This window comes from Acinetobacter sp. P1332 (assembly GCF_044057475.1).
GTDB lineage: Bacteria > Pseudomonadota > Gammaproteobacteria > Pseudomonadales > Moraxellaceae > Acinetobacter > Acinetobacter johnsonii.
Genome location: NZ_CP171157.1, coordinates 93,543 through 116,398, shown reverse-complemented (window position 1 = coordinate 116,398; position 22,856 = coordinate 93,543). Strand labels below are relative to the sequence as shown.

Sequence of the window (22,856 nt, the reverse complement as noted above, 5' to 3'; positions counted from 1 at the left end):
CTGTTCGGCTTCTCCCTCTGTGCTAAGGAGTCTATCTCATGAAGAAAATTTTAATCGCCTGTGCACTGGCGACGGGTCTGAGTTTAGTAGGCTGTGCCTCTACCCCCTCAAAGCCCTTAACCTTCGACCAGTTAGGTCGGTTTAGTAATACGCCATTAAACACCTCGACTTATCGCATCAGCTTCCAAGCTCGCCCAAATATGAGCTATGGCACGGCTGAAGAAATTACGCTGGTCAAAGCTGCGCAAACCACAGTGCAAAATGGTTATCGCTTCTTTAAAGTACTGAATGACCCGAGCAACCAAAACCAACCACCAAGGCAGGCCGTGGTGTATTCAAACCCAATGCCTTATTACCCATATGGTTATTATTCTCGCCATCCTGCCTTTTGGCCTGATCCGTTCTACGATGTACCACGTGTAGTCGACATTGACCCCGTGCAAGTGTCATACAGCATTCAATGCTTTAAAGACCAAAAATCGGCACCAAGCGATGCCTTTGATGCCACGCTGATTTTAAAATCGCTGGGTGGAAAATACGGTTTGAGTCCAACGGGTGAAGTGCTCCCACCGCCTGAACCGAGTAGCCCCGCGTCGACCAGCAAATAAAGCATAGAGCCTGCCTATGAATGAACCTCAAGCCGTCCCATCGAGTCTGAAACGCAGTAAACGCTTTGCCACCATTGCCTTAATCACGGCAGTGGTGACATGGCTGCTGCTGATGGTCGTGGCCAAGTTTGTCCCCACAGACAAGGTTTGGATCATTCATATTTTAATGTTATCCGCCGAAGCAGGTGTGGTCGGCGGCTTGGCTGACTGGTATGCCATTACTGTGCTGTTCCGTAATCCCTTTGGAAAAATGCCGATTCCAAAGTTTTTACGCGATCACACCGAAATTATTCCTCGTAACAAAGACCGTATTGCAGAGTCTATGGGCCGCTTTGTACAAGAGAATTTTCTTTCTCCACAAGTGGTGGAAAAAAGCCTGCAAAGTACCGACCTGTCTTTGGCGGTTGGCCAATGGCTTGCCAACCCACAAAACAATCTGCAAGTCACCCAAGTCATTCAACAAACGGTGCCTAAAGTCTTTGAGTTTGTAGGCCAAGAACAAATCGGACGCTTTATTCAAAGTAACAGCGTGCAATGGGTGCGTAACACTCAGGTCAATCATTTGGCCAGTGAAATGCTGCGTGCAGTGCTGGAAAATGATTTCCATCAAGATGTATTACAACGCGGACTCGACTTGGCGCATGACTGGATGACCCAACATCCTGAACAAAGTCGTGAGTTGACCCGAACCTTGTTCAAAGAACTCGGGGTTTGGAAACTGGCCAAAGGGGCCAGTTGGATTGGCATCGATGTGCAGCAAAGAACCATCGACTCACTCATTCAACGAGTCGAGTCGATGTTGGCCGATCCTGAGCATCCGTGGCGTCAAAAGATTGAAGCGATGGGACATGCGCTCATGCTCGAACTAGCAGACACTGACAGTAGGGCCAGCCAGCGTTTAAACCAAACCAAAGATGCCCTACTAGATAGCCCACAAGTGCTGAATTTTATTAGCGGTGCAGTGGTCATTTTATGTGATGCCATTAAACAAGACTTGCAAAAACCAGACTCTGGTATTGCTCACAACATCCGTGTATCCATTCAACAAATTGGGGAGAACATCATCTCCAATCAAGCCGTCAGAGACTTGCTCAATCAACGCCTCAGCGGCATTGTGGTCAATCTCAGCGACCAATACAGCGAAAAAGTCATTCGTTTTATCAGCGAACGTATTCACGAATGGGACTCCAGTGTAATGATTGACAAGATCGAAAATGAAGTCGGTGGCGACTTGCATATGATTCGGGTCAATGGTGTGGTAGTCGGTGCATTTATTGGCTTAGCACTGGGGATTATTCGCGCGGCAGTTGAACAGCTCTTATAAAAAATGCATGCTTTACGCCTGCACTACATGCAAAATTTGCATAAGTAAAAGGGGATGAATATGCTATTTTGGGCTGATATTTAGACACTTTTAAGCATTCATGATTCAGTTGCCTTCATCTAAACTGCCTGCACAAGGCGTCACTATTTTCAGCACCATGACTGCCATGGCACAGCGCTTAAATGCCCTAAATCTATCCCAAGGTTTTCCAGACTTCGAAGCTCCTGCTGAACTGCTGGATGCTTTAGCAAAGGCCATTCAAAGTGGTTTCAATCAGTATGCTCCAGGCGATGGAGTCTGGTTATTACGCGAGCAACTGGCGCAGCAATTTGCACAACGCGATCAGATTCAGCTCGACCCGATGACTGAAATTACCATCACTCCGGGCGCAACCATTGGCCTTTTTGCCACCATTCAAGCCGTAGTCCATGCGGATGATGAAGTCCTCATTTTTGACCCCAGTTATGACAGCTATGCGCCAAGTGTTGCGTTAGTTGGGGGTAAAGCCATTCATATTGCGCTCCAACCCCCACATTTTTCAGTCGATTGGGAGCAGGTCAAATCAGCCATTACGGCCAAAACCAAACTGATCATTATCAACACACCACATAACCCGAGTGGTGCTATTTGGAGCAAGCAAGATTGGTTGACGCTGATTGAACTGATTCGCGACACCAATATTTTAGTCCTGTCTGATGAAGTCTATGAACATCTGGTATTTGATGGTCAACGTCACTATTCGGCTTTGTCTTTTCCTGAACTGCGTGAACGCAGTGTGGTGGTGGGTTCCTTTGGCAAAACCTTTCATGTGACCGGTTGGAAAACCGGATACTGCGTTGCTACACCTGCGCTGATGCAACTGTTCCGACAGGTCTATCAGTTTGCCAACTTCTGCGGAGTCACCCCTGTACAACTGGCTTTGGCCAATTATATGCAGCAACATCCTGAGCATATTCAAAACTTAGCGGGCTTTTATCAAGCAAAACGCGATCGTTTTATTGAGGGTTTAACTGGTTCACGCTTTCAATGGCTGCCTTCGCAAGGCACTTACTTTCAAAATGTCGACTACAGCCGCATTCGTCCCGATTTAAACGATGTTGAATTTTGCCGCTTTCTGGCAGAGCAGCATGGCATTGTTGGCATTCCTGTTTCGGTGTTTTATCAGCAGGCGCCAGAGGCTTTGCGCATGATTCGTTTTTGCTTTGCAAAGACCGATCAAACCTTGGCTCAGGCAGCTGAAATTTTACAAAGCGTTTAAACCTTTTTCAGCTTTGCTTTTGCACAAGAACAGGCTTCGCTTACTGAAATACATCGGCTTTTCAACACTGAACTATGCTAGGGTAAGCCTTAGAAATGTAATAAAAATAACCTCAGGATGACCTATGTCAGCACACACCCCATTGGTGCAACAACAAAAGCTATGGAAAGCCTTTTTTATTTTCCTGATGCCTTTGATTGCCACCAATATTCTGCAAAATCTGTCGGGTACAATTAATACCATCTTTGTCGGACAGATGATGGGTGTGCAGGCGATTGCAGCAGTTGCGGTGTTCTTCCCCATCCTATTTTGCTTAATGGCCTTCGTAATTGGACTATCTGCGGGTTCTACCGTCTTGGTTGGTCAAGCATGGGGCGCACAGAATATTGAAAAAGTCCGTGCGGTGGTCGGCTCCACTATTTTTATGACTCTCATTGGTGGCAGCTTTATTGCATTTTTAGGGGTAGTTTTTGCGCGACCAATTTTATCGGCTTTGGGTATCGATGAAGACGTCATGCATCTCTCGTTACCTTATGTGCAATGGATGTTGGCAGGTAGTCCCCTACTGTTTGTATATATTATTTATACCTCAATTTTACGCGGTGTCGGAGACAGCACGACACCACTGATAGCCTCTGGCATGACCATCTTGATTGGGCTTTGTGTCACGCCAGTTCTGATTGCGGGTTATTTCGGCTTTCCAAAACTGGGGATTGTTGCGCCTGCTATTGCGACCATTTTAGGCTTTGTTTCCGTGCTGACCTTTTTGTATTTCTATTTGAACTATAAACAGCACCCACTCAGACTCGATGCACAACTGCTACGTCATATTCGCTTTGACCGCCAGCTGAGTAAAATCATTCTGCGCTTAGGGGTTCCAACAGGCATTCAAATGATCACCACCTCGGTTGCGGGTCTTGTGATTGTGGGCCTAGTCAACCGCCATGGGGCCGATGCGACCGCAGCCTATGGTGCGGTCAATCAGGTTCTGAATTATATTCAATTCCCCGCCCTGTCGATTGCCATTGCTGCATCGATTTTTGGTGCACAAGCCATTGGCGCAGGCAAATCCGAGTTATTGGCCAAAGTCACGCGTACAGCGCTCGGCATGAACATCACCATTACAGGTTCCTTGGTGGTCTTGGCTTATCTTTTCTCCAAATACCTCATGGCACTGTTTATCACGGACCATGCAGTGGTTGAACTAGGGCAACAGCTGTTGTTCATTGTGCTGTGGTCTATTTTATTCTTTGGTGCCAGTGCCATTTTTTCCTCCATTATGCGGGCCAGTGGTACAGTCACCATGCCCATGATCATCAATATCGTTGCGATTATTGCGATTGAAGTGCCCTGTGCCTACTTATTTAGTGAATGGTGGGGACTGCAAGGGATTTGGTATGCTTATGCACTGGCCTTTGTCAGCTTATGCATTATGCAGGGGCTTTATTATCAATTTGTTTGGAAGAAAAAGACCATTGAAACGCTCATTTAAAGCTAAACAGATATTTGATAGAACACGTTTTTGATCATGACACTCTTTAAAATTAAGCATAAAAAAACCCGCCAAGGCGGGTTTTTTTACATCACGACATTAAGACTTTCTTTGGCTTAATTTAGTCGCAAAAGCCGTCACTTTTTGGTAGCCCGTTGGTAAGATGCGCTGAATCAAATCTAGCGTTTTCGCATCATTGCCAATCAATAAACGGCGCTTGTCTTTTTGTACCGCCTCTAAAATTTGACGCGCTGCTTCTTCAGGTGGACAGCGTAATAATTTATTAAAGGTCTGCGCAGACTTCTCAGGGTTCATCCCGATGCTACGCAAGCTGTCATTCACTTTGGCAGCATTGGCAATATTGGTTCGAATCCCACCCGGATGCACGCACAACGCGCTCACACCAGAGTTTTCCATATCTAACTCTTGGCGTAATGACTCGGTAAAGCCACGCACCGCAAATTTAGTAGCATTGTAAGCAGATTGAGTCGGTTGAGCCGTTAGACCAAATAAGCTGGAAATATTGATGATATGCCCATCGCCTGTTTTCTTAATATAAGGCAGAAACTCTTTGGTGCCATAGACCACACCCCAGAAATTAATCCCCACGATCCATTCCAGCTCTTCATAGGATGCACCTTCTACGGTTGAACCCAAAGCAACGCCGGCATTATTAAAAATAATATTCACAGAACCATGATTTTGTACGGTTTCTTCAGCCCACGCTTGCATCGCTAAACGGTCTGAGACGTCTAATTTTTTCGTAGTAACACGTACATTGCTGCCTTGTAGCAGTTCAACTGTTTTCGACAACCCTTGTTCATTGACATCACTCAATGATACATGACAGCCCGCCTTGGCCAATAAAAGTGCCAATTGTTGGCCAATACCCGATCCTGCACCTGTAATTGCCGCAACTTTATTTTTAAAATTCTTCATGAGATTGTGGTTGTCCTTTATCTTTATACATCGACTGTAGATGCTTTTTTTATAATTGACAATATCAATTGTCATAAATTTAATAGCCAAAAGTGTCAAGTCTATGAAAACCACATAGAGATTAAAGCCTACGCATAGGTAGAGTCGTGGTTTATTGCTAAACTATACAAAACCTTGGCTTTCAAATAGGGCGATGAAATCTAATGACGGCATCTGAAGCAGTACAACAAAACAGCGATAACAATAAAACCAAAGAAAGACAATTCAAGGGCTTATCGCTTTCTGAACGTAAACAGCTGCGTCGTGAAAAACTCATTGAAGCTGGAATTGAAGCCTACGGCACTCACGGCTTTTTTGCCGTGACGGTGAAAGATATTTGTAATGAAGCCAAACTTACTGAACGTTATTTTTATGAGTCGTTTAAAAAAAGTGAGCAACTGTTTCAAACCATTTTTTTAAAGCTGATCGATGAGTTACAGCACAATGTCATGCAAGCCATCATGCAAGCCTCTTCAGATCCACACAAAATGATTGATGCAGGACTGCGTGCCCTGCTCACTACCTTAAAAGACAATCCCCGCATGGCGCGTATTATTTATATCGATGCAATGTTGGTCCAAGAATTACATAACCAAGCCACCATTCATGAAACCATGACCCGTTTTGACCGGATGATTCAAGCCTTTGTCATGCTGATGATGCCGCAAATTAACCGTTCCGAACGAGAAATTTCGCTGGTCGCCACAGGCCTCAATGGCTATGTTACGCAAATTGCGATCCGTTGGGTGGTCAGTGGGTTTAAACAATCCTTTGAAGAAGTTTTAACTTCCAGCCGTATTGTGTTTATTTCACTCCTAGAAACCTTTTCAGACCCGAATACACGGGCAAAATTGGATGTCTAAGGCTTTTCAGTTGGATGCAGTCGGCATTTCCGAATGCAATTTAGATTAAACTTCCATTAATTTTGAATCCTAATATGACGTTTTTTTGTCACATTTTTTTGCAAATTTCATCAATCGTCTGTTTTTTGCAATGATACTGTCATAATTAATCTTTGTAATAAGCCTGTCATAAAATTAAAACGGCCTACCGTTACCTACAATAGGATATTGCGTTGTGAAAGATGACTACATTTTAATCGTCGATGATGAACTTCCCATTCGAGAAATGATTCACACCTCGTTGGATATGGCAGGCTTTCAATGCTTACAAGCCGAAGATGCAAAACAAGCCCACCAAATGATTGTGGATCAGCGTCCTGCTTTGATCTTGCTCGACTGGATGATGCCCGGTGGTGTGAGTGGTGTAGACTTATGTCGCCGTCTCAAGCGCGATGAAAATCTCTCTGAAATTCCAGTGATTATGCTCACGGCACGTGGTGAAGAAGACCATAAAGTACAAGGTCTGGACGCTGGTGCAGATGACTACATGACCAAACCGTTTTCGACCCGTGAATTGGTTTCACGCATTAAAGCCGTTTTACGCCGCGCTAACGCGCTCAGTGGTGAAAAATCAATTGATGCCAATGGCTTAATCTTAGACCCTGTCAGCCAACGGGTAAGCTTTGGCAATAATTTCCTCGACATGGGGCCAACTGAGTATCGTTTACTGGCCTTCTTCATGACTCATCCTGAACGTGCCTACACCCGTGCACAACTTCTTGACCAAGTCTGGGGCGGAAACGTGTATATTGAAGACCGTACCATCGACGTGCATATTCGCCGTTTACGTAAAGTGCTTGAGCCTTATGCTGCGGATCGCTTTGTGCAAACAGTTCGGGGTACAGGCTATCGATTCTCTACACGTGCGGATATCGCCCTAGGTTAATTTTGTTTTATGTATGAACCCTACCCGGTCCCTGAACTTGCGCGCGAGCATAAAAAAACGCGATACAGCAGTTTATGGGGCTTTGCCAAACAGGACTTACGTCTCCTTGCCTTTTTCTTGCTGATTGCAAGCTTGATTGGCTTTGGCGTCGGTTATTTTTGGACGTGTATCTCCTTTGCTTTTGCCGTTTTTTTCATTCTGCAAATGCGCTCTTTGTATTTGGTCAATGACTGGATTTCCAATCGTCCCTACGAAGTTCCACCCAACCTTGGGGGCATTTGGGGAGCATTATTGTTCAATGTCTATCGGGCACAGCGCCAAGAACGGATTGTACAAGCGGAAATGGTCGGGTTGATTGATCGGGCGCAGTCATCATTGGTCGCTTTGCAAGAAGCCGTGGTGCTGATCGATGACATGCAACAAATTGAATGGTGGAACCCTGCCGCAGAACGGTTATTAGGCATCGAACAAAATGACCGTGGCCGTAATATTTTGACTTTATTACGCCAACCGAGTTTTGTGGATTATTACAATAATATTGATGCGGCACCAGATGGCTTAAAAATGAAGTCATCCAGTTTTGATGAACATTATGTTCAAGTCAAAATGACCCGATTTGGTGGAGAAAGTCGCTTACTGGTCGCCTATGACGTGACCCGTATGCATAATCTCGAACAAATGCGTAAAGACTTTGTTGATAATATTTCACATGAACTACGTACACCACTGACGGTACTCAGTGGTTATATTGAAACCTTTACAGACCAAGAAGACCTCAACCCACGTTGGAAGCGGGCCTTTGACCAAATGCAAGCACAGGCCAAACGCATGAATGCCTTGGTGAATGATTTGCTCTTACTGTCACGCCTAGAAAATGACAAGCAAATTGCTAAAAATCAAATCATTGACATGCCTAGCTTAATGAACCAACTTTATGACGATGCACATGCCTATAATATTGATTATGGGCATACGCTCAATCTCGACATTGACAGTCACTGCGACTTAATCGGTTCAGATATGGAATTAGCCAGTGCTTTTAGTAACCTGATTACCAATGCCATCAAATACACGCCGAAAGGCGGAACGGTGACCATGGGTTGGCATGACAATGGTGAACAGGCTTATTTTACCGTGGAAGATACTGGTATCGGTATTGATCCTAAGCACTTGCCCCGTTTAACCGAACGCTTCTACCGTGTTGACAGCGCGCGCAGTCGACAAACGGGTGGCACAGGCTTAGGGTTAGCAATTGTGAAACATGTGTTAATGCAACACCAAGCTCATTTAGAAATTGAATCCAAAGAAAATCAAGGCTCTATTTTTAAAGTGATTTTCCCCAAAGAACGCACCTATAATCCTGAATAAGCCTCTTTCTTCAAAAGCATGAAAAAAGCACCGATATCGGTGCTTTTTTTGTCTCTCACCGTCCGTTTAACAAGGACGGTGACCTAGAGCTGACACGATTAAACTGTATGTCCCATCGCTTCACCCATCACCACAGTCGAGTTGGCTTTAAAGGCTGCATCCCACGTCATTTTGTCTTTTTCAAACAGTACCACAGCGGTTGAGCCTAGGTAGAAACGACCGAGTTCAGCACCTTTGTCCAAGAACAAGTCATGCTGATTTAGCTCTAAACGGCCAGTAGGCTTCACTTTTCCTGTCGCAACAGTTTCAATCCCCGCCACAATCATGGCGCCAACGAGAACCACGGCCATACGGCCGATTTCCGTATCAAATAAACAAACCATACGTTCATTGCGGGCAAACAGGCCTGGAATGTTTTCAGCAGTGGTTTGATTGACCGAGAACAATTCACCCGGCACATATAAGGTTTCCGTCAATGTGCCTGCAAATGGCATATGCACACGGTGATAATCTTTAGGCGATAAATACACCGTTGCAAACTGACCATTTTTAAACGGTTCAGCCAACTGCGGATCTGCAATTAAATTATCAACGGTGAATTTTTGCCCTTTGGCTTGGAAAATATCCCCTTCCACAATGGGACCCAACTGTGAAATCGCACCGTCCGCAGGCGATACAATACTGGTCGCATCGGTATCAATATCACGCACACCCTCTTTTAATGCACGGGTAAAGAATTCATTAAAGGACTTGAATTTCAGTGCATTACTCTGCTCAGCAATCGACATATCAATGCCGTACTGCGCTTTAAACGCAGTGATGACCGCATTTTTCACAATCGGATTTTCGCTGGCTGCGACTCTGCCCACGACACGTGATAACTGATGTTGGGGTACAACACGTTGAGCTTGAATGAAAATTTGTTTTTTTAAGCGTGATGTGAGGCTCAAGACGGCATCTCTCCGGTAATGATAGGACTGTCGAGGCGGTTGCCCCATTCACTCCACGCACCGTCATACGCCTGAATATTCCAACCCAATAAACGACCTAAAATATAAGCCAGTCCTGAACGGTGATGTGACTGACAGTACACCACCACAGGTTCATTTAAGTTAAAACCCAATTGTTCTAAGCGTTGCTGCGTGCGTTCTAAAGGGTGCAATCTTAAATGATTTTCACGGTTAAGGGCAGTACTCCATTCAAAATGTAGTGCATTTGGAATGTGACCGCCGCGTCGCGCTGCAAGACGCAGGCCGGTATATTCGTCTTCTGTGCGGCAGTCCCAGAGTTGGACTTGGCTGCTTTGAACTTTCTCTAATAACTCAGCATATTCAATTCGATACTGCTGTATTTTGGCTTGGTCGACCTGTACCAAGGCGCTGACAGGTTCAAACTGTTCCACTTCAGAAGTGGTTGGAAGTCCTGCTGCAAGCCATGCATGAATTCCACCATTCAGCAGACTGGTATTTTCAAAACCTAAGCAGTGTAAATTCCAAATCAAACGCCCCGCCCAAGCGCCACCTTCATCATCATAGACCACGACATGATGCTCGGGTGAAATATTCAAATAACGAATCAGCTCTTGTAAACCTTCTACATCAGGAAGTAGGCCGGTGGCTTGTTCATCTTGGCGCACCAAAAATTTTGGCTTTAAATGTAAAGCATGTGGAATATGCAATTGGTCATAGACTGAAGCTCGACTTAAATCGACGATGCGTAATTTGTCATTACCTAAATGCGGAACCAACTGCTCTGCGTCTATCAACAAACCAAAATCAAAGGCAGAATGTGTCATATTATTTCGTATATTTTCAGATCATGCTTTGATCTTAGCACAACTCATTTTTACAATTATTCTGATTTTTTACATTCTTTTAGCAGAATTAGAGATATCACTATTCACCAGTTTTTTAATGCGCAATGCCAGAACGGATTATGGCATGGTATATATTCTGGATTAATTGACTTCTGCTTCAGCAATCTCAAAAACCTGACGTAAATACGCCAAAAAGGTGTCGTTATCCGTCATAGTTTTACCCGGACTGTCTGAGATTTTCGCAACCGACTGACCATTACACTCGACTAGCTTGAGCACAATATTTAAAGGGGTTTGTCCCATATCATTGGTCAAATTGGTGCCAATCCCGAAGCTGACTTGGAAACGGTCTTTGAAATAATTGTGCAGGTCCCACGCTTTCTCTAAATTCAGTCCATCACTAAAGGTCAGCATTTTGGTTTTACTGTCAATTTTCAGCTTTTTATAGTGGGCATAGGCTTTATCGCCCCATTCATACGGGTCGCCACTGTCATGACGCAAGCCATCGAATAGCTTGGCAAAGTACAAGTCAAAATCACGCAGGAATGCATCCATACCCACCACATCCGTCAAAGCAATACCTAAATCACCACGGTACTCTTGTACCCAGGTTTCCAGTGCTGATTTTTGGAAATTACGTAAACGTACATCCAGCGCTTGGAATGCTTGTAGAAATTCATGCGCCATGGTCCCAATCGGGGTAAGACCCAATTGCTTTGCAATTAAGACATTACTGGTACCACGGAAAATATGCGGTGCAGCTTGATTAAACACTTCAATCACATGTTTTTGCCACGCCAAACTATAACGTCGCCGCGTACCAAAATCAGAAACTAAAAATGGGGGATCATTTGGCGTTTGCGATGTTTCATAGTGTTTTAATAAAGCCACTTTGGCCTGTAAGCGACGTTCGCCCTCAGCCATGACCTCTTCGCTTCGAATACGGCGGAAATACAGCTCATTGACGATGGCAAGCACAAAGATTTCAAACATCATGGCTTGAACCATCGGCCCTTCAATTCGAATGTCTAAACGGCCTTGATGATCAATACTGGCCACAATAAAGCGGCGTTTGAGCTGAAACAACTCTAAATAATCGACAAAATCACTTTTGATAAAGCGCAAACCACGCAGGTATTGCAGCTCATCGTCTTGAAAACGTAATTGGCAGAGCAAATCTAATTGGTGATTTAAATCATCGAGAATGTCGACCAAAGGATAGACCGTGTCATCCAAATTGCGACAACGGAACTGGTACACACTATGCGCTTGGGGAAACTTATGCAGGACCACCTGTAGCATCGTAAATTTGTACAGATCAGTATCTAATAAGGATTGGATGATGGCAGACATATCATTTTCGGTTTTTAGCAACTTATTGCATTAAAGCACATTTTTTTAAACTGCATAGCCATGTTTTGGTAATTCGGTCTTGCTATTCGACCAATTACTCAGTACATCTCTTGTTTCTCTATATTCAGAATTCAAGTGTTGATGTCTTTGTTGCTATCGCGCTTGGCTTATGCTCTTTTCCTCAAACATTGCTGTAAATATCAACGCAACGACCTTGTTTTTTCAATCGATATCTCTCCTGTGCTGCACTTGGTTTGCTACAATTTCAGTCTGCACAATCAAATGGTAGATAAAATCAGTCATGCGGGCCTTATTACAACGCGTTCTCGAAGCCAAAGTGGTGGTCGATGGTGAAACCACAGGCGAAATTCAACACGGTATCTTGGTTTTCTTAGGTCTTGGGAAAGAAGACACTTTAGACAAAGGCAAAAAACTGATCGATAAAATTTTAAAGTATCGTTTTTTTGACGACGAACAAGGCAAAATGGGCTGGAATGTCAGTCAAGCTGGTGGGAGTATTCTTCTGGTTTCTCAGTTCACCTTAATGGCGCAAACCCAAAAAGGCTTACGCCCTGACTTTGGACCGGCCATGCCACCGGATGATGCCGAGGCCTTATACGAACAACTGGTTGAGTATGCCCAGACCCAGTTTGAGCATGTGCAAACCGGTATTTTTGCTGCCGATATGAAAGTACATTTGGTCAATGATGGACCCGTGACTTTCAATTTAGAAGTCGAATAAAAACACCATGCATAAAAAAGCCCTCGATAGAGGGCTTTTTCGATTTCATCGCGCTCAATCTTCCTTTTATAAAGGAGACGGAATCGAGAAGTTTAAAAAATCTTTTTACTTACCGGTTTTTTCTTTCAAAAATGCACGAGCGGCTTTAATTTTTGCTTTCACAGGCTTTGGTAACTTTGGTGGAACCAATTTTGCAACTTGGTTAAACCAAACCAAGAGACCAAAATCTCCTTCCATTTTAATGCTGCCGCTTTGCATGCCCGTCATAAATGCGGTTGGGTCACCTTTAATTAAAGTTTTCACGCCCTGCTCACTGTCCGCAAACTGTAAAATAAAATCGGCTTTTTCAGCATCACCTGAAACGGTATCAATCTGACCATTATTCACAATAATTTGGCGTGCCATACCCAGATCCGTACCAATTTGAATACGGAACTGACGTTCATGAACTAATTCAATAAATTTTGGACTGGTACGCGCCAGCTGTTTCATACGAAGTGCCAAACCAGTAACCATTAAATCCAGCGGATCCGTGCTGACATCAACCAATGGAAGTTTAACCACAGGAATTGAAGATAGTTTCATGACATGAAAGCCTATTGTAATTGTTGATAAATTGACTGTTTTCAATGCTACCACAAGTTGCCATTTTTACCGCTAGGCTTTGTATAACAATCATGTAAGAACGTAAAAAAGATGCTCTAGGCATCTTCTTTTACGGTATGAGGTTATGACTTAGCGGCTAGAACACTGCTGTTGGTCATCTTCATATACAGGTGTATGTTCAATACAACGGCGCTGCGCCAGTGCACGTTCTGCGCGACGGTCTTCACGTAGAAGCAACATCGTCACAATAAGCATCGCTGAAGTTAAAGCAGTTAAGTAGCTATAAGTGATCGGCATTTCAAACACTGCTTGCACACCTAGGCGAATGACTTCCAAGATTCCCCAAAACACCATACCCGCCACCATAAAACTCAACCAGCGACGATAAGGCGAAAAGAAAACAGCAATTAACGCAGCGGCGACTAAACTTAAGCCAACGATGGTTGCTAAATTCGCTGTTACCATAAAAACCTCCGTCTAAGATAAATTCAGGCGACTGATACACTGTGCTGAACTCATCCCCGATACCGTTTAAAATTAATGGATTGTGTAGCTTTCAAACTCTATGCATGCATTATGAGCAGTTTTGAAAAGAAAAAAAGGCTTGTATTTTTAGAATGCGACATACCTTGTCGCCATATTATATTGTCATTACATTTTTTTAGATTTGAACTTTTCCAAAACAAGGACGCGCTGAGTCTTGGCGTGTCATTACAAAATAAAACCCGTATTTTCAGCGCTTAAAAATATTTTTTCCAATTCTGTTGATCGTTGTTTTTATCGACATTTTTCACTGACCGCTCATCGTTTTTCGCTTAAATTTGCAACAAAAAAACGCAGCTCAAAGGCTGCGTTTTTGATAACACCAAAATGCTTTAAGCACGATTTAAATCTTTATCGTGCACACCCAATAAATACAACACCCCATCTAAGCCGACACTTGAAATGGCTTGATTGGCATTTTGTCTCACCAGCGGTTTCGCACGGAAAGCTACACCTAAGCCAGCAATCGACAGCATCGGTAAATCATTTGCACCATCGCCCACCGCAATCGCTTGCTCAAGAGAAATGCCCATCTTATCGGCTAACTCACGTAATAATAATGCCTTACGTTCACCATCCACGATGTGTCCTTTAACTTCGCCCGTCACCAACCCATTTTCAACGTCTAAGACATTGGCATGAACTTCATCAATACCAAGTTTGGCTTGTAGATACTCTGCAAAGTACTGAAAACCACCCGACAAGATAGCCGTGCGGTAGCCTAATGCTTTTAAAGTTGAAATTAAGCGTTCAGCACCTTCTGTAACGGTCAGACGTTCTGCAATTTTAGGTAGGACAGAGGCATCCATCCCTTTGAGCAGTGCCACGCGTGCACGGAAGCTTTGTTGGAAATCCAGCTCACCCTGCATTGCACGTTCCGTAATTTCAGCGACTTGTGCGCCGACACCCGCTTCAATCGCCAACTCATCAATCACTTCTTGCTCGATTAAGGTCGAGTCCATGTCAAAACACACCAAACGGCGGTTACGACGGTAGGCATTGTCTTCTTGTACCGCCACATCGACATTCAGTTCATGTGACAAACGTAAACAGGCTGCACGCATGGCGGCGGCATCCAGCATTTGACCACTTAAACCAAATTGAACACAGGCGCGTTTCGGCCCATCGACTTCGCCATTTAAGACTGGATGACCTGACAAACGGGTCACAGTTTCGATGTTGAAACCTTGGTTGGACACAATATTTGTAACTGCTTGTAAGTGAGATGCCTCAAGCTCTGGCGCCAAAGCTGTGACTATATAACGCGTCCGCCCACCTTCACTCACCCACTGGTCATATTCAGTTGTAGTGATTGGTTTAAAACGTACAGTTAAACCAATATCATGTGCTAAAATTAGAATTTCCTTCATGGCCAAAGCTGTTGCAGTTTGGTCGTCTGAAGAAATAACAATACCTAAGGTCAATTGGTTATGAATAACTGCTTGTCCAACATCTAAAATTTGTAATGAATGAGTGGACAAAACCTGCATTAATCGAGTGAACTGATTAGGTTGGTCTGGTCCTAAAAATGAAATAAGAATGATTTCTCGCATGAATTGACTCGGGTCTGAGCTACGACTATTGTTAGAATCATAATCGAAATTGAATATATTTTCTTTGGAAGTTTACGTTGAATGCGCCTAGACAAGGGCTATTTGCTAGCCTATTAATTGTAAGTTTTGCTTTACATACCTTTTTATTGGTATTGGCAACGACTCATCAACTGAATGAAAACCGTGCCAACCAAGGCCAACTGATGACCTCTCAATTGGTCACAGACAGTCTTGCAGAGCTGGAGCCTGCCAACACGGTTTCCCTTGCGCTTTTGGTGGATCGCTATGCGACCAATCCAAGTGTAGCTTCCATTCGTATTTTGGATGCCAACAATCAAGTCCTAGCGACAGGTGGCCAAGTTCGAACACGTGATGGCGAAGTATTTGTCCGTGATGCGCTGCAAAATGAAAAGAAAGTGGGTAGCATTGAAATCACGCTCATTAAACCAAGTATGGGTGAAATTTTACGTACTCAGTGGTTAGCGATTTTATTGTCCTTAACGATTCATGGTTTACTGTGGTTAGCTTATCGCGCCATTGCTCGTCCAAGCCGTACCGAATATTTGGCACGGATCAATAACGAATCCCGCTTAAAACATGAAATTCAAGTTTTAACCCAAACCCTTGAACAGGAAAAACACCATACAGCGGTCGCGATTGCCCAAGCACAACAACAAATCAAAACCAGTGCGAAGCCTAAAGAGCAGAAACCCGTAATCGTGGATAATCATTCGGTTGCGCTCAATATTCAATTCTACGACCCGAAACAGCTGATGGACTCGGTGAATACAACCGTGTCTATTCCATACTTTAATTTGTGTCAGATTTTCCTCAATAAAAGTACAGAACTGTGTTTAAAACACTACAAACTCAACAGCACGGACATCACTACAGTTCAATCCTTTAATGAGCATGGTGCCACCCTCAGCATGTCGACAGACACACCGAATGCAGTGCCATTTTTAATGATGATCAGCAGTGTGTTCCAACTGCTATCTGAGGTTTTGTATAAACGCTACCGCGAAGAAAAGCGCTTTGTTTTACAAACGCGTTGTGGCATTTCAACCGCAGTCGATGCGATGCAGCTGTCTGCGAATCAAGCTGCTGAGCGTTTGGTCCAGCAGTTGTCGGCCAAAGAAAGTGCCGTACATTTAAGTAACGAATTATTGAAAGACATCTCTGAAAGTTACCAATTGGTGAATTTACCTAATCCAACCAATGTCTTGACCCGTCATGCCTTTATGGTCAATGGCATGGGTGCTGAGTCTGCAGAGTTGGCGCAAAGCTTAAGAACGGAAATTTTAAAAGCAAAACAATCTAAAGCCTCTTAATTACATCCAATCATAAAAAAGCCTGACCTACGTCAGGCTTTTTTTATGGCAACTGTTAAATTTTGAGTTGCTTCTGTGCAATCAAATGTTGCTGCGCACTATACCTTTGCTCTGGATCGGTACAGGCCACTTTAAGCCAATGACCATCGGCTTGTAGCTCCCAAGCATTCAAACAATCATTTAAGTAGCTGATTAATCCGTCTTTATAAATCTGCTTTTTCAAAACGCGATCTAATATTGGAAAGCAGGTTTCAACACGCGAAAATAAATTACGTCCCATCCAGTCTGCGCTGGCACAGTACAGCTTTTTCTCACCGCCATGCTCAAAACAATACACGCGGGTATGTTCCAGAAAACGGCCCACAATCGAACGCACACGAATATTCTCAGACATGCCTTGGACCTGTGGAATCAAACAACAGATCGAACGGATAATCAGATCGACCTGTACCCCTGCTTGTGACGCACGATACAGTGCGGCAATTAACTGAGGTTCCGTTAAAGCATTGACTTTAATGATGATACGCGCCTTTTGACCGGCTTGTGCAAACTGAATTTCTTGCTCAATCAGTTTTAACAGTTCACTGTGTAACGTAAAAGGCGCATGTAACAACGCCTTCAATTTGGCCATTTTGCCCATCCCCGTCAGTTCTTGGAACATACGGTGTACATCTTCACAAATATCAGGCTGTGTGGTCATCAACCCATAGTCGGTATACATACGGGCATTGCCCGCATGATAATTGCCTGTGCCCAGATGGGCATAACGGATCAACTGAGCATTTTCACGGCGTACGATCAAAATCATTTTGGCATGGGTTTTATAACCGACAATGCCATACACCACCACCGCCCCAGCTTCTTGCAAAATATTCGCCACGGTAATATTCGACTCTTCATCAAAACGCGCCCGCAACTCAATCACGGCTGTGACTTCCTTGCCATTTCGTGCTGCTTCTGCCAAGACCTGTACAATTTCAGAGTCAGGTCCACTGCGGTAAAGGGTTTGTTTAATCGCCAGCACATTTGGGTCTTTCGCTGCTTCTTTTAATAAACCAATCACAGGCTGAAAAGAATCAAAAGGATGATGCAACAACACATCCTGTGCTTTTAAGGTATCAAAGGTACTTTTTTGTTTACGCAAAACTTTGGGAATGACTGGAATAAACACTGGATGCTTCAATTCAGGTCGGTCACAACTGGTGCTGAGGCGTGAAAGATTGATCGGCCCATCAATGCGATAAAGCTCCTGCTCAGTTAAATCAAACTCCTTGAGCAAATAATCAATCACCGCTTCGGGACAGTCATCTTCTATTTCTAAACGCACCGCACGACCAAAACGGCGTGAAGACAGCTCATCTTTGAGTGCCACCGCCAAATCATCAACATCTTCCGATAATATCAGATCTGCATTACGCGTCACACGAAAAGCATAACAGCCCGTGGCTTTCATCCCCGGGAACAGATCGCTGATGTGCTGCTGAATCATTGCAGTTAAAAAAATCTGCGTGTCAGTATTGCCTGCCACGTTTTTCGGCATCTGAATTAAACGCGGTAATGAGCGCGGCGCTGGGACTATCGCCATCTCAATGCTCCGTCCAAAAGCATCTTTACCTTGTAAACTCACAATGAAATTCAGACTTTTATTCACGAGGCGAGGAAAAGGATGTGACGGATCTAAGCTAATTGGGGTCAAAACCGGTTGGATTTCTTTGGCGAAATATTCTGCAATCCACGCTTTATGTTTTTCTAAAATATCTTGGAACTGGATGAACTGAATACCTTGCGCTTGTAACTCAGGCAAAATCGAATGATTTAAAACTTCAAACTGTTTTTTGACGGCACGATGAATGGATTGGGACAGGTCTTCTAATATCACTTCAGTGGGAACAGCATCAGGGGTCCGTGCTATCACATTCATATCGCGTTGTTTCATCAAGCCCGCAATACGAATTTCAAAAAACTCATCTAAATTACGTGAAAAAATAATTAAAAAAGTTAAACGCTCCAGCACTGGCAAACTCGGATCTAATGCTTGTGCTAAAACCCGCTGATGAAACTCAAATAACGATAACTCTCGGTTAAAATACGTCGCCGATGAATGCTGAAAATTATCCATACCCTCTCAATGCTGTTTGCAACAGTCTGTTATGAAGTGTTTGGCAGGGATGTTAGGTAGTCTTTATGACAGTTTAGTTACAACTTCATGCCAAATAGAAAATTCATCCTGACTTTATGCTTAAAGCTGCAACAGCGTACAGTATTCAAACCGACATATGTTCCTTTTCACTTTTTTTCTTGGCTGTAGCGTCTGCTTTCGCGGCCCAATAGCTGGCTAAAACTGGCCCTGAAATGTTATGCCACAAACTAAAGATCGCGCTGGGTACTGCCGTAATTGGTGAAGCGGCAAAATGCACAGCCGCCAAAGCCACGCCTAGTCCTGAGTTTTGCATACCGACCTCAATCGAAACCGCTTTACAGTCGGTATGTGGCAAGTGAAACATCCGTGCTGCTGCAAAGCCAAGTAAATAACCAATCGCGTTATGTAATGCCACCACAGCTAAAATCAATAAGCCTGATTCTAAAATTTGTGCTTTTGAGCCGCCAATAATAGCCGCCACAATCAGCACAATCGCCACTACAGAAATTAAGGGCATCACCAAAATATAGCTTTCAACTTTGTGTTTCAGCACGGCACGTACCACCAGCCCTAAAATAATCGGGAACAGCACCACCTGCAAAATTGAACTCAGCATCGACCATGCATTAATTTCAATCCATTGGCTGGCCAACAGATAGAAAATCGCGGGAGTCAACACAGGCGCCAATAAGGTCGATACCGTGGTACATGCGACAGACAAAGCCGTATTGCCTTTCGCCATATAAGTAATCACATTAGATGCTGTGCCACCCGGACAGCAACCCACCAAAATCACCCCGATCGCAATTTCAGTCGGCAAGCGAAATAATAAGCACAGCAGATAAGCCACGCTTGGCATCACCACAAACTGAGCCGCTACCCCAATTGCAACCGCTTTAGGACTTTGCATCACCCCTTTAAAATCTTCCAGTGTCATGGTCATGCCCATACCAAACATGATCAGCCCTAACATCCACGTGATATAAGCCTTCATCCAGACAAAAGTTTCAGGGCTTAGGAGCGCAATGCCTGCAAATAACACCACCCACAGGGCAAAGGTTTTTTGAATCCAAGCGGTAAATTTTAAAAAAGTGCCCATGACCCTTCCCTACTGCATGTTTTTATAATGTCGATATTAGTGATTGAGGTGAGCCGATTGGTTCAGCGCATCAGTTCACGGCATATTGTTGCACAATATCTTTGCAATAAAGACGTTTCACTCCATGGGCCAGCATCTCTTGCCATGCATGTTGTAAAGAACCATGTAGATCAATACCTTTGGTGGCATCGGCAATCACATAAGTTTGAAAACCGAGTTTACAGGCATCTATTGCCGTCCATGCCACACAAAAGTCAGTTGCAATCCCAACAATAAATACAGTATCAATCCCACGCTCTCTTAAATAGCCTGCGAGTCCCGTCTGGGTCTTATGATCGGCTTCTAAAAAAGCAGAATAACTATCAATGTGCACATGACATCCTTTACGAATGATCAACTGCGCTTTGGCAAGATCGAGATCGGGATGCAATTCCGCATCCTGTGTGCCTTGTACACAGTGACGTGGCCAGAGCACTTGTGTGCCGTAGTCTAATTCAATGGTTTGAAAGGCTTGTTGATCGGGGTGATTGTCTGCAAAAGAAATATGATTTTCAGGATGCCAATCTTGAGTGAGTACAATAGTGTCAAAATAATCGCCAAGCTGATTAATTTTAGGAATAATTTGATCTGATCCTGCTACCGCTAAATTTCCACCAGGCGTAAAACCATTTTGTACATCCACCACAATCAATGCCATATTCTTCTGCATTATTCTCTGTCCTTTTTGTTCTGCGCTCGAAGGCCAAGCTTAGCTTAATTTATAAAACAGTATTCACCCTCGCGGGTCAAAATTAAATGACCGCAGCCTTTAGTGCAATGGGTATTGTGGCAAATTGAAGCGAAAATAAAATATAGAACAAAATGCTGGACATTGATCTATAACGTTAAAAGGGCGATGCCTCACATACTTAGAGAACTCGCATAATCATGCAAAATCCTGACGTTTATAGAAGTTTATAACCCAATATTCAGTTTGATCGACTTCTAATGCTCGATTGAGATGAAGAGATCCTTTCTTTAAATGCGTTAATCCATGGCCATAGGTTATACAAAACGCTCTTTTCAGATGCAAAATAAGATGCTTTTCTTTGTCTACCATTTGAACAAGCTGTATTTTTGTAGCGAAAGATAAAGTTTTTATACACTTTGACTAAAGCATATTGTTCTTCATGTTGTGTTCGTTCATAATTTGCATAAGCATTATTCAATGCATCAGCGCTTTGAAAATGCTATAAATTAAAATACGCACCCATCCAATCTTATGTTTTTCTGGCCTAACTGGATGGACAAATAGGATATTTTTTTAAAATGACTCAGCAAGCACAGACCATCCAAGGCTCAATTGTCGCAATCGTCACCCCTATGTTTGAAGATGGCAGCGTAGATTGGAAGGGTCTAGAGAAGCTCGTTGAGTGGCACATCGCACAAGGCACAAATAGCATTGTTGCTGTCGGTACAACGGGTGAAGCGTCTACTCTAAGCATGAAAGAGCATACACAAGTGATTAAAGAAATCATTCGTGTCGCGAACAAACGCATCCCGATTATTGCGGGGACTGGCGCGAATTCAACGCGTGAAGCCATCGAGTTGACTAAAGAAGCCAAAGAACTCGGTGCAGATGCTGCTCTTCTGGTTACCCCCTATTATAATAAACCGACCCAAGAAGGCTTATATCAGCACTATAAAGCTATTGCTGAAGCTGTTGATCTTCCTCAAATTCTGTATAACGTACCTGGTCGTACAGGTGTCGATATGGCGAATGAAACAGTTATTCGTTTGGCCGATATTCCTCAAATTGTGGGCATCAAAGATGCCACAGGTGATGTCCCGCGTGGTCAAGCACTGCTCGAAGGCCTTGCTGGCAAAGCGATGACCGTCTATTCAGGTGATGATGCAACAGCTTATCAACTGATTCTGTCGGGAGCAAAAGGCAATATTTCTGTGACTGCAAACGTTGCACCCAAAGAAATGAGCGATGTTTGCGCGGCAGCATTGGCAGGCGAAGCTGAAAAAGCTGAAAACCTAAATACCCAAGTTGCAAATTTACACGAAATTCTATTTTGCGAATCAAACCCAATTCCTGTGAAATGGGCACTTCATGAAATGGAGTTAATCGAAACGGGTATTCGTTTACCATTAACACCACTTGCAGAACAATATCGCACACCGCTCCGTGAAGCACTCACAACAGCGGGTGTCATTAAATAAAGAGCACATCAATATGCAATTACGTTTAGGTCTTACTCTCGCACTTTCAGTTGTCAGTTTAGCGGGTTGTAGTTCCCTTGCAGTCAATAACGGTAGTTTGGACTATAAAGAGACAGCAACCTTAGAACCTCTTAAGTACCCTGAAGGCTCTATGGTTCGACCTGCAACGCCGTTGTATCCAGCTCCAACGGTTGAAGCGCTCGCTCTTGAACATGCACCTGTACTTGAAAATAAGCGCGGAAACCGTTTTGCAATGCCGCGCCCTCAAGCAGCTCAAGTCATGCCGAATGCCGAATCAACGGAAACAGTTGATACAGCTGTGAGTCGCCCTCAATTGATTATTGACGGAAATAAGAATCCGCTGCTCAAAATTGAGGGAAATTCTGCTACAATTTGGCAATATACGCTTGCCACCCTCAGCAGCCTCAACCATCAAATTGTTGGTCAAAGCAAAAATGGTTATGAAGCAACCATTAAAATCGATCAACAGGTCTATGTGTTAAGACTGACCGCGGTCGGTAGCAGCAACAACCTCGCTGTGTTCAATGCCGATAACAGTTTTGCAGCGCCTGAAAAAGCCACAGAATTGTTAACCCAGATTTACCAAAATTGGCCAGCCTAGTCGTACTAGGCATTTTTTTTTGAAAAA

At 43.8% G+C, this 22,856-nt stretch carries 21 protein-coding genes; 11 read left to right on the top strand and 10 right to left on the bottom strand.

The features are described 5' to 3' along the window. Positions 1–38 precede the first annotated feature (38 nt). The 4 genes from ACFN7Z_RS00465 to ACFN7Z_RS00450 all read left to right on the top strand — a co-directional run bounded on the left by ACFN7Z_RS00465 (position 39) and on the right by ACFN7Z_RS00450 (position 4,682). The gene (locus ACFN7Z_RS00465; protein WP_058951504.1) at positions 39–608 is read left to right on the top strand and encodes a CC0125/CC1285 family lipoprotein; all 570 of its coding nucleotides are present in this window, start codon (positions 39–41) and stop codon (positions 606–608) included. A 16-nt stretch (positions 609–624) separates the two neighbouring features. After that, positions 625–1,932, top strand: coding sequence for a DUF445 domain-containing protein (locus tag ACFN7Z_RS00460; protein ID WP_395442372.1), 1,308 nt, complete (start codon positions 625–627; stop codon positions 1,930–1,932). 100 nt (positions 1,933–2,032) lie between these two features. Further along, positions 2,033–3,190 carry a methionine aminotransferase gene (locus ACFN7Z_RS00455; RefSeq protein WP_395442370.1) on the top strand — a complete coding sequence of 386 codons (1,158 nt, stop codon included), beginning with the start codon at positions 2,033–2,035 and terminating at the stop codon, positions 3,188–3,190. A gap of 124 nt (positions 3,191–3,314) precedes the next feature. Continuing rightward, a complete protein-coding gene (locus ACFN7Z_RS00450) occupies positions 3,315–4,682 on the top strand; it encodes an MATE family efflux transporter (RefSeq protein ID WP_262469727.1) in 1,368 nt (455 codons plus the stop codon). Between the two features lie 99 nt (positions 4,683–4,781). Here ACFN7Z_RS00450 and ACFN7Z_RS00445 read toward each other — a convergent pair whose 3' ends face one another. Further along, positions 4,782–5,621: an SDR family oxidoreductase gene (locus ACFN7Z_RS00445; RefSeq protein ID WP_130235489.1), complete on the bottom strand. Its 840-nt coding sequence runs from the start codon at positions 5,619–5,621 to the stop codon at positions 4,782–4,784. A 203-nt stretch (positions 5,622–5,824) separates the two neighbouring features. Between ACFN7Z_RS00445 and ACFN7Z_RS00440 the strand changes: the two genes are divergently transcribed. The 3 genes from ACFN7Z_RS00440 (at position 5,825) to phoR (ending at position 8,816) form a co-directional block, all read left to right on the top strand. After that, entirely contained in the window at positions 5,825–6,523 is a 699-nt protein-coding gene (locus ACFN7Z_RS00440; RefSeq protein ID WP_104222087.1) for a TetR/AcrR family transcriptional regulator, read from the top strand. Between the two features lie 214 nt (positions 6,524–6,737). Next, positions 6,738–7,448, top strand: coding sequence for a phosphate regulon transcriptional regulator PhoB (gene phoB, locus ACFN7Z_RS00435; RefSeq protein ID WP_004691794.1), 711 nt, complete (start codon positions 6,738–6,740; stop codon positions 7,446–7,448). Between the two features lie 9 nt (positions 7,449–7,457). Next, positions 7,458–8,816 (top strand): phosphate regulon sensor histidine kinase PhoR, encoded by a 1,359-nt coding sequence (phoR, locus tag ACFN7Z_RS00430; protein WP_004691795.1) that lies wholly within the window; start codon positions 7,458–7,460, stop codon positions 8,814–8,816. Between the two features lie 98 nt (positions 8,817–8,914). Here phoR and asd read toward each other — a convergent pair whose 3' ends face one another. From asd to pncB, 3 genes are all read right to left on the bottom strand, one after another. Further along, positions 8,915–9,766, bottom strand: coding sequence for an archaetidylserine decarboxylase (gene asd, locus ACFN7Z_RS00425; protein WP_058870546.1), 852 nt, complete (start codon positions 9,764–9,766; stop codon positions 8,915–8,917). Then, complete coding sequence (locus ACFN7Z_RS00420; RefSeq protein ID WP_004691799.1) at positions 9,763–10,611, bottom strand: sulfurtransferase; 849 nt, start codon at positions 10,609–10,611, stop codon at positions 9,763–9,765. Before ACFN7Z_RS00420 ends, asd begins: the two co-directional genes overlap by 4 nt. A 162-nt stretch (positions 10,612–10,773) precedes the next feature. Beyond that, the gene (pncB, locus tag ACFN7Z_RS00415; protein WP_104221785.1) at positions 10,774–11,985 is read right to left on the bottom strand and encodes a nicotinate phosphoribosyltransferase; all 1,212 of its coding nucleotides are present in this window, start codon (positions 11,983–11,985) and stop codon (positions 10,774–10,776) included. Positions 11,986–12,286: 301 nt separating this feature from the next. Here pncB and dtd point away from each other — a divergent pair, with 301 nt between their 5' ends. Next, entirely contained in the window at positions 12,287–12,727 is a 441-nt protein-coding gene (dtd, locus tag ACFN7Z_RS00410; protein WP_058870548.1) for a D-aminoacyl-tRNA deacylase, read from the top strand. A gap of 105 nt (positions 12,728–12,832) precedes the next feature. Here the strand turns inward: dtd and ACFN7Z_RS00405 are convergent, their stop codons facing one another. From ACFN7Z_RS00405 to serB, 3 genes are all read right to left on the bottom strand, one after another. Continuing rightward, entirely contained in the window at positions 12,833–13,312 is a 480-nt protein-coding gene (locus ACFN7Z_RS00405; RefSeq protein WP_178904863.1) for an SCP2 sterol-binding domain-containing protein, read from the bottom strand. 150 nt (positions 13,313–13,462) lie between these two features. Continuing rightward, positions 13,463–13,798, bottom strand: a complete 336-nt coding sequence (aciT, locus tag ACFN7Z_RS00400) for a ciprofloxacin tolerance protein AciT (RefSeq protein ID WP_004691806.1) — start codon at positions 13,796–13,798, stop codon at positions 13,463–13,465. A 410-nt stretch (positions 13,799–14,208) separates the two neighbouring features. Beyond that, positions 14,209–15,429, bottom strand: a complete 1,221-nt coding sequence (gene serB, locus ACFN7Z_RS00395) for a phosphoserine phosphatase SerB (RefSeq protein ID WP_395442364.1) — start codon at positions 15,427–15,429, stop codon at positions 14,209–14,211. A gap of 77 nt (positions 15,430–15,506) precedes the next feature. Here serB and ACFN7Z_RS00390 point away from each other — a divergent pair, with 77 nt between their 5' ends. Further along, a complete protein-coding gene (locus ACFN7Z_RS00390; protein WP_395442362.1) occupies positions 15,507–16,760 on the top strand; it encodes a hypothetical protein in 1,254 nt (417 codons plus the stop codon). A gap of 55 nt (positions 16,761–16,815) precedes the next feature. On the opposite strand, the gene ppk1 is transcribed toward ACFN7Z_RS00390, so the two are convergent. The 3 genes from ppk1 to pncA form a co-directional block, all read right to left on the bottom strand. Next, positions 16,816–18,879: a polyphosphate kinase 1 gene (ppk1, locus tag ACFN7Z_RS00385; RefSeq protein WP_279732443.1), complete on the bottom strand. Its 2,064-nt coding sequence runs from the start codon at positions 18,877–18,879 to the stop codon at positions 16,816–16,818. 145 nt (positions 18,880–19,024) lie between these two features. Continuing rightward, positions 19,025–19,999, bottom strand: a complete 975-nt coding sequence (locus ACFN7Z_RS00380) for a bile acid:sodium symporter family protein (protein ID WP_130235497.1) — start codon at positions 19,997–19,999, stop codon at positions 19,025–19,027. Positions 20,000–20,069: 70 nt separating this feature from the next. After that, positions 20,070–20,708, bottom strand: coding sequence for a bifunctional nicotinamidase/pyrazinamidase (gene pncA / locus ACFN7Z_RS00375; protein ID WP_087011957.1), 639 nt, complete (start codon positions 20,706–20,708; stop codon positions 20,070–20,072). A gap of 599 nt (positions 20,709–21,307) precedes the next feature. Between pncA and dapA the strand changes: the two genes are divergently transcribed. Next, the gene (gene dapA, locus ACFN7Z_RS00370; protein WP_004691815.1) at positions 21,308–22,207 is read left to right on the top strand and encodes a 4-hydroxy-tetrahydrodipicolinate synthase; all 900 of its coding nucleotides are present in this window, start codon (positions 21,308–21,310) and stop codon (positions 22,205–22,207) included. A gap of 13 nt (positions 22,208–22,220) precedes the next feature. Continuing rightward, positions 22,221–22,829, top strand: coding sequence for a hypothetical protein (locus tag ACFN7Z_RS00365; RefSeq protein ID WP_063454368.1), 609 nt, complete (start codon positions 22,221–22,223; stop codon positions 22,827–22,829). Positions 22,830–22,856 lie beyond the last annotated feature (27 nt).